Origin of the sequence: Kitasatospora phosalacinea (genome assembly GCF_000717185.1) — a bacterium.
In the GTDB taxonomy this organism is placed as follows: domain Bacteria; phylum Actinomycetota; class Actinomycetes; order Streptomycetales; family Streptomycetaceae; genus Kitasatospora; species Kitasatospora phosalacinea_A.
The window spans coordinates 1-11,247 of record NZ_JNYE01000154.1 but is presented as its reverse complement, the minus strand read 5'-3'; the positions used below and the strand labels follow the sequence as shown (position 1 = coordinate 11,247).

Genomic DNA, 11,247 nt, shown 5'->3' with positions numbered 1-11,247 from the left:
CCTGGCTCCACACCTACAATCACCACCGCGGACACACCGCACTCGCCGGCCAACCACCCGCCAGCCGCGTCCCCAACCTCACAGGACAGAACACCTAGGTCTCGCGCCCGAGGTGGGAGCCGTGATCACGGCGGTAGCGTGGGCGCATGGACAGTCCCCGGTGCGATCCGTCGTTGCAGGCGATCGAGGCGGTCAGCGCGGCGGTGCTGGCGATGTCCCGGCCGTTGGAGGTGCGGGAGGTGCTGCGGCGGATCACCGCGTCCGCCCGGGAACTGCTGGGCGCCGAGTACGCCGCGCTGGGGCTGCCGGACGACCACGGCGGGTTCGCCCAGTTCGTGGTGGACGGGGTGAGCGACGAGCAGTGGCGGGCGATCGGCCCGCTGCCGCGCCAGCACGGGGTGCTGGCGTCGATGCTGCACGACCGCGAGCCGACCCGGCTGAAGGACGTCCGGACGGCGCCTGCGTTCGGCGGCTGGCCCGAGGCGCACCCCGACATGACCGACTTCCTGGGCATGCCGATCATGGACGAGGACGAGATCGCCGGGGCCCTGTTCCTGGCCAACAAGCCCGGCGGCTTCACCGACCAGGACGAGGAGCTGCTGCGGATCCTGGTCGCGCACGCCGCGCTCGCCCTCGGCAACGCCCGGCTCTACGAGCGCAGCCGCGAACTGACCCTGTCCGGCGAGCGCGCCCGGATCGCCCACGACCTGCACGACGCCGTCTCGCAGAAGCTGTTCTCGCTGCGGCTGACCGCCCGCGCCGCCGCGAAGCAGGTCGACCGGGACCCGGCCCGGGCCCGCGAGAACCTGGCCGAGGTGGCCCGGCTCGCGGCCGAGGCCGCGGACGAACTGCGGGCCGTGGTCGTCGAGTTGCGGCCCGCCGCGCTGGAGGAGGACGGCCTGGTGGCCACCCTGGCCTCGCAGGTCCAGGTGCTGGACCGGGCGCACAGCGCCAGGGTCGCCTTCACCGCGACCGGCGTCCGCGCGCTGCCCGCCGCCCAGGAGGCGGCCGTGCTGCGGGTCGCCCAGGAGGCGCTGCACAACGCGCTGCGGCACGCCCGGGCCGTGACCGTCGCGGTCACCCTCACCGGCACCGCGGGCCGCGGCGTCCGGCTGACCGTCCGCGACGACGGTCGCGGCTTCGACCCGGAGTCGGTGCGCCGCGCGGGCCGGCACCTCGGCCTGGTGTCGATGCGGGACCGGGCTGCCGCGGTCGGCGGCCGGCTGTCCCTGGACTCCGCCCCGGGCCGGGGCACCCTGGTCGAACTGGAGGTCCCCGGTGCCTGACACGGCGTCACCGATCCGCGTGCTGCTGGTGGACGACCACCAGGTGGTCCGGCGCGGCCTGCGCACCTTCCTGGAGGTGCAGGACGACATCGAGGTGGTCGGCGAGGCCGCCGACGGCGAACAGGCCGTCGAGCAGGCCGAACGGCTCGCCCCCGACGTGGTCCTGATGGACCTCAAGATGCCCAAGGTCGACGGCATCGAGGCGCTGCGCCTGCTGCGCGAGCGCGGCAGCGCCGCCAAGGTGCTGATCGTCACCAGCTTCACCGAGCACCGCACCGTGGTCCCCGCGCTGCGGGCGGGCGCCGCGGGCTACGTGTACAAGGACGTCGACCCGGAGGCACTGGCCGGGGCGATCCGCTCGGTGCACGCCGGGCACGTCCTGCTCCAGCCCGAACTGGCCGCCGCCCTGCTCGCCGAGGACGTCCCGGCCCCGCCGCAGGGCCGCGGCGGCACCCTCACCGACCGCGAGCGCGAGGTGCTCTCGCACATCGCCGACGGCCGCTCCAACCGGGAGATCGCCCGCGCCCTGCACCTGTCGGAGAAGACGGTCAAAACTCACGTGTCGAACATCCTGATGAAGCTGGACGTCGCCGACCGCACCCAGGCCGCCCTGTGGGCCGTCCGCAACCAGCAGCAGTGACCGGCCGTCAGCCCGGCCGCGCGGCCCGGCTCCCCGCCGTTCGCCGACGGCCGCCCCGCCCGGGAGACCGCCCGGGTCCTGCACCTGTCGGAGAAGACGGTCAGGACCCACCTGTCGAACATCCCGAGCGGGCCGGGCGCCGCCCGCCGCACCCCCGCCGCGGACCCGGACCCGCCGCCCGGCCGCCGCGCGCTCAGTCCCGCCGCTCGTCCACGGCCGCGTTGTACGCCGCGACCTGCGCCCGCCGGGCGGTCCGGTCCAGCGGGGCCAGGGTCTCCCGCCGGGCGGCCATCTCGGAGGCGGAGACCGCCGCCCCGTGCCCGCCCGCGGCGATGTGCAGCAGCGCCGACACCTGCCGGGCCGACTCCAGCACCCGCACCGCGCGCTGCGGGTAGCCGGGCGCGAGCAGCTCGCGCCGGCCCTGCTTGCGGAAGGACTCCAGGGCGCGCAGCGTCTCCGGTCCGGCCCCGGCCACGTCCAGCCGGACCAGCGCGGCGGTGGCCTGCCGCAGCCCGTCGGCGAGTTCGCGCTCGGCCTCGTCCAGCGAGGGCACGTCGGCGGGCGGCGCGTCGTTGACCGGCAGGCACTGCCACAGCACCCGCACGCCCTGGTCGCCCTCCGGCCCGTACACCTCGACCTCCGGCACCAGCCCGTACGGGACGCCGACCGCCAGGACGGCCTCGCCCGCGCCCAGCGCCAGCGCGTTGAAGGCGGGCGGCCCGGTCAGTCCGAGCGGGTGCCCGGCGACCGGGAGGGCCAGCCGCAGGCCCTTCGCGCCGAGCGAACGCAGCCGCCCCAGCGCCCAGGTGAGCCCGTGCAGCGAGTCGGGCGCCTCGCCGGGCAGGCCGGTCACCCGGTGGGCGTCGTCCGGCCCCTGCACGGCGGCGGCCGCGTCGTCGGGGGAGGCGCCGCCGCCCAGCAGCGCGTTGCCCCAGGCGGTGAGCCGCCCCGAACGGGGTTCTTGGTACGGATTGTCGGCAGGTGTGACGAGCATCGGACCAGCCTACGGACAAGCGCGCCGGGCGGGTGGCGTAGGTTTGCCCTGACACATGGTGGACCGCACCCCGAGGACCGAACGCCCAGGTCCACGGACGGCCGGATTCTTGCATTTGGGGAAGGCGTAGGCATGAGCGACGTGCTGGAGCTGGTGGACGTTTCCGTGGCCCGGGAGGGGCGCGCGCTCGTCGATCACGTGTCCTGGACGGTCAAGGAGGGCGAGCGCTGGGTGGTGCTCGGCCCGAACGGCGCGGGCAAGACCACACTGCTCCAGATCGCGGGCGCCTACCTGTTCCCGAGCTCCGGCGAGGCCGTGGTGCTCGGCGAGAAGCTCGACCAGGTCGACGTCTTCGAGCAGCGCGCCCGGATCGGCCTGGCCAGCGCCGCGATGTACGAGAAGCTGCCGGCCGGCCAGACCGTGCTGGAGACCGTCCTCACCGCCGCGTACGGGCAGACCGTGCACGGCAAGGAGACGTACGAGGACTCCGACGAGGCCCGCGCCCTCGCCCTGCTCGACCGCCTCGGCATGGCCGGCTTCACCACCCGCAAGTTCGGCACCCTCTCCGAGGGCGAGCGCAAGCGCACCCTGATCGCCCGCGCCCTGATGACCGACCCCGAGCTGCTGCTGCTCGACGAGCCCGCGGCCGGCCTCGACCTCGGCGGCCGCGAGGACCTGATCCGCCGCCTCGCCGCGCTCGCCGGGGACGAGTACGCGCCGTCCATGGTGATGGTCACCCACCACGTCGAGGAGATCGTCCCCGGCATGACCCACGTGCTGATGATCCGCCAGGGCAAGGTGATGACGGCCGGTCCGATCGAAACCACCCTCACCGCCCGCAACCTCTCGCACTGCTTCGGCCTGCCGCTGACCCTGGAGCAGCGCGGCGACCGCTGGACCGCGCAGGGCCTTCCGCTCGGCTGAATCCCGCCGCTGCGGCGAACGGCGGGAACCGGTCGTACACACGGCCGGTTTCCGCCGCCCCACCTGCGGGAAGCTACGCGGGGAGAGACCCGACTTCCCTAGGATGGAGCCCGTGGACAGCTGGACGTGGTGGCTGTTGCTCGCCGTCGCCCTGGGCATCCCGCTGGTGGTCACCGCGATGCCCGAGTTCGCCATGTTCGCGCTCGGCGCCGGGGCCGCCGCGCTGACGGCCGGTCTGGGCGGCGGCATGGTCCCGCAGTTCCTGGTGTTCGTCGGGGTGTCGGCCGCGCTGCTGGTGTTCGTCCGCCCGATCGCGTACCGCCAGCTCAGGAAGGGCCCGGGCTACCGCACGGGCGTGGAGGCGCTGACCGGCGCCACCGCAGTGGTACAGGAAACAGTCGACGGGGGAGAGGGCGGACGGATCAAGCTGAACGGCGAGATCTGGTCGGCCCGCGCGCTCCACCCGGGTTCGGTCTTCGAGCCGGGGCAGCAGGTCGACGTCGTCGAAATCCAGGGCGCGACCGCCCTGGTCGTCTAGGGGAGAAGCGTTGGAACCCGTCCTCATCGTCTTGATCGTCCTGGTCGTGGTGGCCTTCATCGCCCTGATCAAGACGATCCAGGTGATCCCGCAGGCCAGCGCGGCGATCGTGGAGCGCTTCGGCCGCTACACCCGCACCCTCAGCGCCGGCCTGAACATCGTGGTGCCCTTCATCGACACCATCCGCAACCGGATCGACCTGCGCGAGCAGGTCGTCCCGTTCCCGCCGCAGCCCGTCATCACCTCGGACAACCTGGTCGTCAACATCGACACGGTCATCTACTACCAGGTGACCGACCCGCGGGCCGCGACCTACGAGGTGGCCAGCTACATCCAGGCCATCGAGCAGCTCACCGTCACCACCCTGCGCAACATCATCGGCTCGATGGACCTGGAGTCCACCCTGACCTCCCGCGAGGTCATCAACGCGGGCCTGCGCGGCGTCCTGGACGAGGCCACCGGCCGCTGGGGCATCCGGGTCAACCGGGTCGAGCTGAAGGCGATCGAGCCGCCGACCTCCATCCAGGACTCGATGGAGAAGCAGATGCGCGCCGACCGCGACAAGCGCGCCGCGATCCTCACCGCCGAGGGCGCCCGGCAGGCCCAGATCCTGCGCGCCGAGGGCGAGAAGCAGGCGGCCGTGCTCCAGGCCGAGGGCGAGGCGCAGGCCGCCGTCCTCAAGGCCGACGGCGAGGCCGCCGCGATCCGCACCGTCTTCGAGGCCATCCACGAGGGCGACGCCGACCAGAAGCTGCTCGCCTACCAGTACCTGCAGACGCTGCCCGAGCTCGCCAAGGGCGACGCCAACAAGCTGTGGATCATCCCCAGCGAGGTCGGCGACGCGCTCAAGGGCCTCGGCGGCGCCTTCCAGGGCGTCACCGGCGGCGGCGCCGCCCCGGCCGCCCCCGCCCCGGTCCAGCCGCCCGCGGCCCGCGTCCCGGTCGACCCGGCCACCGGCCCGCGCCCGGTCGACACCGAGAACAAGACCGCCCGCCCCCGGGTCGAGCCCACCCGGCAGTACCCCAAGATCGACGAGTAGCCGCTCCGGCACCCGGAACGGGCCCCGGCCGACCCCGCGTCGACCGGGGCCCGCGCCCGTTCCGCCCGCGCCCGTTCCGGTCCTGCCCGCGCCCGCGCCCGTTCCGGATGGCGGACCGCCCCTCGCCAAGCCGCGCACCGCTCCGGCATGATCGACCGGCGCATGACAGCAGCCAACGAGGGGGAAGCCGATGACAGTGTGGGAGATGACCGCCGTCCTGCTGGCCGGCGTCGCGGCCGGGGGCATCAACACCATCGTCGGCTCCGGCACCCTGATCACCTTCCCCGTCCTGCTCGCCGTCGGCCTGCCCCCCGTCACCGCCAACGTCTCCAACGCCCTCGGCCTCGTCCCCGGCTCGCTGGCCGGAGCCATCGGCTACCGCGCCGAACTCGCCGGACAGCGCCACCGGTTGATCCGCTACGGCACCGCCTCGCTGATCGGCGGGCTCACCGGTGCCGCCCTGCTCGTCACCCTCCCCGGCAGCGCCTTCGAGGCCGTCGTCCCCGTCCTCATCCTCACCGCCCTCGTCCTGGTCGTCGTGCAGCCCCGGGTCGCCCGCGCGATGGCCGCCCGCCGCGCCGCCGCCACCGCGGCCGCCACCGCCGCCGGAACCGCCGCCCCCGCCAGTGACGGCGGCTGGCTGCTGCTCGCCTGCATCGGGCTCACCGGCGTCTACGGCGGCTACTTCGGCGCCGCCCAGGGCGTCCTGCTGATCGCCCTGATGGGCATGCTGCTGCCCGACGACCTCCAGACGGTCAACGGCATCAAGAACGTCCTCGCCATGATCGTCAACGGCGTCGCCGCGGTCTTCTTCCTGTTCGCCTCCACCATCGACTGGACGGCCGCCCTGCTGATCGCGGTCGGCGCCACCCTCGGCGGCGCGCTCGGCGCCAAGGTCGGCCGCCGCCTCCCGCCGGTCGCGCTGCGCGCCCTGATCGTCGCGGTCGGCCTGGTCGCCGTCACCAAGCTGCTGTTCCTCTGAGCCCGCCCGCCCCGCCGCGGCGGGCGACGTAGGCTCGGCCGTGAGACCCGGAACCCGGGACCCGGACGGACGGAGCCAGCCATGAGCCGCACCCGCCTCAACGAGGAGCAGATCGCCAACGCCCTCGCCGACCTCCCGCAGTGGACCCGCACCGGCGAGGCGATCACCCGCACCGCCGAGACCGCGAGCTTCCCCACCGCCATCAAGGTCGTCGGCGCCGTCGCCGAACAGGCCGAGGCGCTCGACCACCACCCCGACATCGACATCCGCTGGCGCACCCTGACCTTCCTCCTCACCACCCACAGCGCCCACGGCCTGACCAGCCTGGACATCACGCTGGCCCACCTGATCGACAGCGCCCTCGACGCCGCCGCCTGACCCCGCCGACCCCCGTCCCGCCCCGAACTCCCCACCGGGGCCCGGCAGGACCGGCCCCCGTGCCATGAGATGCTGGCCCCTTGCCAGACCGCAGTCGGGACGGACGGAACGCATGGCTCAGGAACCTTCCACGACCCCCGGGTACCCCCAGCAGCAGCCCTGGTACCCCCAGCCGCAGGGCTACCCGGAGCAGCAGCCGTACGGCGACCAGCAGGCGTACGCCGACCCGCAGCAGGCCTACGGCTACCCCGAGCAGCAGGCCCAGCCCCAGGCGTACGGTTACCCGGAGCAGCAGGCGTACGGGCAGTACGGCCAGCAGGCCTTCCCCCAGCAGCAGCCGTACGGCGACCAGCAGGCGTACGCCGACCCGCAGCAGGCCTACGGCTACCCGCAGCAGCAGACCGGCTACCAGGACCCGTCCGCGCAGCAGCCCTACGCGCCCGCCCCGAGCCCGTTCGACCTGCCGCCGCAGCCCCAGCAGCAGCCCCGGCAGCCGTACGGGCAGCCGACCGCCGCCGAGGCCGCCCCCGCGTCCGGCTCCGGCCCGGTCACCGCCACCGGCTACCCGCAGACCAGCGCCGAGGACCCGTTCGCCCCCGGCGGCGAGGGCGTGTCCGGGCTCGCCGCCACCGCCGGTGACGCCGCCCCGGGCCGGGAGCGGCCCGCGCCGCGCGGGTTCGCCGCCAAGGCCCGCGCCGCGGTGCTGTCCGGCGAGGGCGCGCCCAGCCGCCGCGGCCTGGCCGTCCGGGTCGGCGCGGGCGCCGCCGCGCTCGCCGTGCTGGTCACCGCGGGCGTGCTAGCGGTCTCCGACGGGGACGAGGACACCCCCGCCGGGAAGACCGGCGGCAGCGGCTCGCAGAACATCTCCGTCGCCCACACCAAGGCGTGGGCCGCCGCCGCGGACCAGGCCACCGCCGGGGCCCAGGGCGCCGACGACACCCTGGTCGGCAGCTGGCTGCTGGCCGATGCCGTGGTCCGCGCCGACGGCACCGGCGTGCACGCCTACTCCCTCGCCGACGGCAAACCCACCTGGACGCTCCAGGCCCCCGCCGAGGGCGCCGTCCCCTGCGGCCTGTCCCCGGCCGTCAACGCCGCCGGCCTCGGCGCGGTCGTCTACCGCGCCGCCGACCCGAAGAGCCCGTGCAGCACCGTCGCCGCCGTGGACAGCACGTCCGGCCAGGCGGTCTGGACGAAGCTGCTCTCCGACACCAAGGACAGCTACACCACCCACGTCGCCGTCACCGACGACAAGGTGCTCGCGGTCGGCGAGGACAAGGCGTACGCCTGGGGAGCGGCCGACGGCGCCGAGGCCTGGCAGTACTCCGGGCAGGGCAAGTACTGCCGCCTGTCCGGCAACGCGGGCACCTCCGTCGTGCTGCTGCACAGCCACTGCGCCGACTCCACGCCCGCCGACCAGGCCGTGGCGCTCAACGTCTCCGACGGCAAGGTCAAGTACTGGCGGGGCCTGAACAACCAGCCCACCATGGTCACCGTGCTCTCCGCGGAGCCCGCCGCGGTCCTCACCACCACCGCGAACCCCGCCGACGCCCGGGTGTTCGCCTGGGGCGCGGAGGGCGACCCGGCGGCGGAGATCCCCCTCGCGGTCGAGGGCGGCGGCCGACTGGACGTCGACAGCGGCAGCTTCGCCACCGTCCCCGGCACGTACTTCCAGGGCACCACCATGTTCGCCGCCGTCGTCCCCGAGGGCGGCGGCAACCCCACCTCGGTCGCCGCGTACGACCTCGCCACCGGCAAGCAGCAGTGGCGCACCCCCCTCGCCGAGAAGGGCAGGGCCCGCCCGGTCGGGGTGGACGCCGACGGCCTGGTGGTCGCGGTGGACGAGCGTGCCGACCAGCCCGCCCACCTCAGCCGCTTCGCGCTCTCCGGCGGCCAGGAGACCCAGGGCGGCGCCTTCCCGCAGGGCACCGGTTCGCTGCTCTCGGCCGGCCGGGTGCACACCTCCGCGGGGCACCTGCTGGCCGTCCCCGAGCACGCCTCCAACTACGGCATCGCCACCGCCTTCACCAGCAAGGGCTGACCCCCGCCGCACCACCGGCCCCGCGCGCACGACGACGGGCCCGACCTGTCCCCTGATCAGGTCGGGCCCGTCGGCCTGTCACGCGCTCGCCGCGGCGTTCCGGGGCTCCGGCAGCCAGGCCGCCAGCTCGCCCAGCTCACCCGCCCGCAGCCCGAGCGCGAGCATCAGCGTCGCCTCCGGCGTCGGCTCGAACGGCCGCCGCAGCAGCCGCATCCCGGCCTGCTCCGGCGTCCGGTCCGCCTTGTACTGGTTGCACTCCGCGCAGGCCGCCACGGTGTTCAGCCAACTATCCGCCCCACCACGGGACTTGGGCGCCAGGTGGTCCACCGTGGTGCCCCGCCGCCCGCAGTACGCGCACCGGAACTGGTCCCGCGCCAGCACCCCCCGCCGCGACCACGGAGCCCGTTGTCGGAACGGCACCCGCACGTACCTTGTCAGCCTGATCACCCGCGGCACCGGGAGCTGCACCCCCGAACCGCGCACCACCCGCAGCGGATGCGCCTGCTCCACCACCGCCTTGTCCTGCAGGACAAGCACCACGGCACGGCGCAGCGGCACCGTGCTCAACGGTTCGTAGCTCGCGTTCAGGACAAGGGTGTTGCGCATAACGGGCCACCTCCAGAGCTCGCCCCCGCCGCACGGCGGTGGCACCCACTGTGAACGCCCGCATCCCGCCGAACAACGGAATTTCCGCCACCGCCCACCGACCTGCACCGGAACCCCCGCACCCCGAGCGCGTAGGCTCTACCCCGCTGGAACCGTCCAGGCGCACCGCCCGCCCCGGGCCCACCCGCGCCGGACCCCCGACCGAAGGAGACGCGGGACCGTGACCGACATCGTCGACGAGCTGCAGTGGCGCGGGCTGATCGCCCTGTCCACTGACGAGGACGCACTGCGCAAGGCGTTCGCGGACGGCCCGGTCACGTTCTATTGCGGCTTCGACCCGACCGCACCCAGCCTGCACCTCGGCAACCTGGTCCAGATCCTCACCATGCGCCGCATCCAGCAGGCCGGGAACCTCCCGCTGGGCCTGGTCGGCGGCGCGACCGGCCTGATCGGCGACCCCAAGCCCACCGCCGAGCGCGTCCTCAACGACCCCGAGACGGTGGCCGGCTGGGTCGAGCGCCTGCGCGGCCAGATCGCGCGCTTCCTCGACTTCGAGGGCGAGTACGCCGCCCGCATGGTCAACAACCTGGACTGGACGTCCGGCATGTCGGCCATCACCCTGCTGCGCGACGTCGGCAAGTACTTCCGCGTCAACAACATGATCGCCAAGGAGGCGGTCGCCCGCCGCCTCAACTCCGACGCGGGCATCAGCTACACCGAGTTCAGCTACCAGATCCTCCAGGGCATGGACTTCCTGGAACTGAACCGCCGCTACAACTGCACCCTGCAGACCGGCGGCAGCGACCAGTGGGGCAACCTCACCGCGGGCACCGACCTGATCCGCAAGGCCGAGAGCCGCTCCGTGCACGCCATCGCCACCCCGCTGATCACCAAGGCCGACGGCACCAAGTTCGGCAAGACCGAGTCCGGCACCGTCTGGCTCGACCCCGAACTCACCACCCCCTACGCCTTCTACCAGTTCTGGCTGAACGCCGACGACCGCGACGTCGCCAAGTTCCTGCGCATCTTCTCCTTCCGCAGCCGCGAGGAGATCGAACAGCTCGAACGCGACACCGCCGAACGCCCCGCCGCCCGCCTCGCCCAGCGCGCCCTCGCCGAGGAGCTCACCACCCTCGTCCACGGCGCCGACCAGTACGAGCGCGCCGTCGCCGCCTCCAAGGCCCTCTTCGGCCAGGGCGACCTCGCCGACCTCGAACCCGCCACCCTCGCCGCGGCCCTCGCCGAGGTCCCGAAGGCCACGGTCACCGAACTCGGCCAGCTCGTCGACCTGTTGGTCGAATCCGGCCTGGCCCCCAGCCGCTCCGGCGCCCGCCGCACCATCAAGGAGGGCGGCGCCTACCTGAACAACGCCAAGGTCACCGACGAGGAGGCCGTCGCCACCCCCGCCGACCTCCTGCACGGCCGCTGGCTCGTCCTCCGCCGCGGCAAGCGCAACCTCGCCGCCGTCGAACTCGCCGGCGCGTGACGCTCACGCGTCGTCCGTCGAGCGGCTTGAAACAGACCGCAGTTGACCTGCGGGCACGGTGAACAGGGGCCGGATCCAGCCAGATCCGGCCCCTCCGTGTTTGACTCGCCCGTCCCGGTGTCCTAACGTAGGTCGAGTCGCCTGAACCGGCTGAGACCGGGAGGCGGAACCCCCCAAACCCTGATGAGCGACTCGTCGCGCGTCCATTCGAATTCTGGATGGAAAAGCGGACCGAATAACTCTGGTAGAGTTCGGGAGCGCCGAAAGGCGAAAGCGAATCGGAATGAATGAAACTCCGGAAAACGGAGCGGAAAACCTCTGATAAGCTGGGAACAC

Annotated in this window: 11 protein-coding genes; 9 read left to right on the top strand and 2 right to left on the bottom strand. The window is 73.7% G+C overall.

All coding sequences use genetic code 11. The annotated features are described in order from the left end of the window. Positions 1-146: 146 nt before the first annotated feature. Positions 147-1,286: a GAF domain-containing sensor histidine kinase gene (locus tag OO57_RS36225; protein ID WP_033257062.1), complete on the top strand. Its 1,140-nt coding sequence runs from the start codon at positions 147-149 to the stop codon at positions 1,284-1,286. Further along, positions 1,279-1,926: a response regulator gene (locus OO57_RS36220; RefSeq protein WP_033257061.1), complete on the top strand. Its 648-nt coding sequence runs from the start codon at positions 1,279-1,281 to the stop codon at positions 1,924-1,926. The genes OO57_RS36225 and OO57_RS36220 overlap by 8 nt, the downstream gene beginning before the upstream one ends. 193 nt (positions 1,927-2,119) lie before the next feature. Here the strand turns inward: OO57_RS36220 and OO57_RS36215 are convergent, their stop codons facing one another. Further along, positions 2,120-2,920, bottom strand: a complete 801-nt coding sequence (locus OO57_RS36215; protein ID WP_033257060.1) for a hypothetical protein — start codon at positions 2,918-2,920, stop codon at positions 2,120-2,122. A 132-nt stretch (positions 2,921-3,052) separates the two neighbouring features. Here OO57_RS36215 and OO57_RS36210 point away from each other — a divergent pair, with 132 nt between their 5' ends. From OO57_RS36210 to OO57_RS36185, 6 genes are all read left to right on the top strand, one after another. Next, on the top strand, positions 3,053-3,844 hold the full coding sequence (locus tag OO57_RS36210; protein ID WP_033257059.1) for an ABC transporter ATP-binding protein: 792 nt from the start codon (positions 3,053-3,055) through the stop codon (positions 3,842-3,844). A gap of 103 nt (positions 3,845-3,947) precedes the next feature. Then, positions 3,948-4,382, top strand: coding sequence for an NfeD family protein (locus OO57_RS36205; RefSeq protein WP_033257058.1), 435 nt, complete (start codon positions 3,948-3,950; stop codon positions 4,380-4,382). A gap of 10 nt (positions 4,383-4,392) precedes the next feature. Next, complete coding sequence (locus OO57_RS36200; protein WP_033257057.1) at positions 4,393-5,421, top strand: SPFH domain-containing protein; 1,029 nt, start codon at positions 4,393-4,395, stop codon at positions 5,419-5,421. A gap of 190 nt (positions 5,422-5,611) precedes the next feature. Then, complete coding sequence (locus OO57_RS36195) at positions 5,612-6,403, top strand: sulfite exporter TauE/SafE family protein (protein ID WP_033257056.1); 792 nt, start codon at positions 5,612-5,614, stop codon at positions 6,401-6,403. Positions 6,404-6,484: 81 nt separating this feature from the next. Next, positions 6,485-6,781 (top strand): 4a-hydroxytetrahydrobiopterin dehydratase, encoded by a 297-nt coding sequence (locus tag OO57_RS36190; protein WP_033257055.1) that lies wholly within the window; start codon positions 6,485-6,487, stop codon positions 6,779-6,781. Positions 6,782-6,893: 112 nt separating this feature from the next. Continuing rightward, positions 6,894-8,819, top strand: coding sequence for a PQQ-binding-like beta-propeller repeat protein (locus tag OO57_RS36185; RefSeq protein ID WP_033257054.1), 1,926 nt, complete (start codon positions 6,894-6,896; stop codon positions 8,817-8,819). A 78-nt stretch (positions 8,820-8,897) separates the two neighbouring features. Here OO57_RS36185 and OO57_RS36180 read toward each other — a convergent pair whose 3' ends face one another. Beyond that, on the bottom strand, positions 8,898-9,425 hold the full coding sequence (locus OO57_RS36180; protein ID WP_033257053.1) for an HNH endonuclease: 528 nt from the start codon (positions 9,423-9,425) through the stop codon (positions 8,898-8,900). A 220-nt stretch (positions 9,426-9,645) separates the two neighbouring features. Between OO57_RS36180 and tyrS the strand changes: the two genes are divergently transcribed. Continuing rightward, positions 9,646-10,911, top strand: a complete 1,266-nt coding sequence (tyrS, locus tag OO57_RS36175) for a tyrosine--tRNA ligase (protein WP_033257052.1) — start codon at positions 9,646-9,648, stop codon at positions 10,909-10,911. Positions 10,912-11,247 lie beyond the last annotated feature (336 nt).

Coding starts and splice junctions, on each gene's coding strand:
- OO57_RS36225 (WP_033257062.1), top strand. CDS start 147: ATGGACAGTCCCCGGTGCGATCCGTCGTTGCAGGCGATCGAGGCGGTC.
- OO57_RS36215 (WP_033257060.1), bottom strand. CDS start 2,920: ATGCTCGTCACACCTGCCGACAATCCGTACCAAGAACCCCGTTCGGGG.
- OO57_RS36210 (WP_033257059.1), top strand. CDS start 3,053: ATGAGCGACGTGCTGGAGCTGGTGGACGTTTCCGTGGCCCGGGAGGGG.
- OO57_RS36205 (WP_033257058.1), top strand. CDS start 3,948: ATGGAGCCCGTGGACAGCTGGACGTGGTGGCTGTTGCTCGCCGTCGCC.
- OO57_RS36195 (WP_033257056.1), top strand. CDS start 5,612: ATGACAGTGTGGGAGATGACCGCCGTCCTGCTGGCCGGCGTCGCGGCC.
- OO57_RS36190 (WP_033257055.1), top strand. CDS start 6,485: ATGAGCCGCACCCGCCTCAACGAGGAGCAGATCGCCAACGCCCTCGCC.
- OO57_RS36185 (WP_033257054.1), top strand. CDS start 6,894: ATGGCTCAGGAACCTTCCACGACCCCCGGGTACCCCCAGCAGCAGCCC.
- OO57_RS36180 (WP_033257053.1), bottom strand. CDS start 9,425: ATGCGCAACACCCTTGTCCTGAACGCGAGCTACGAACCGTTGAGCACG.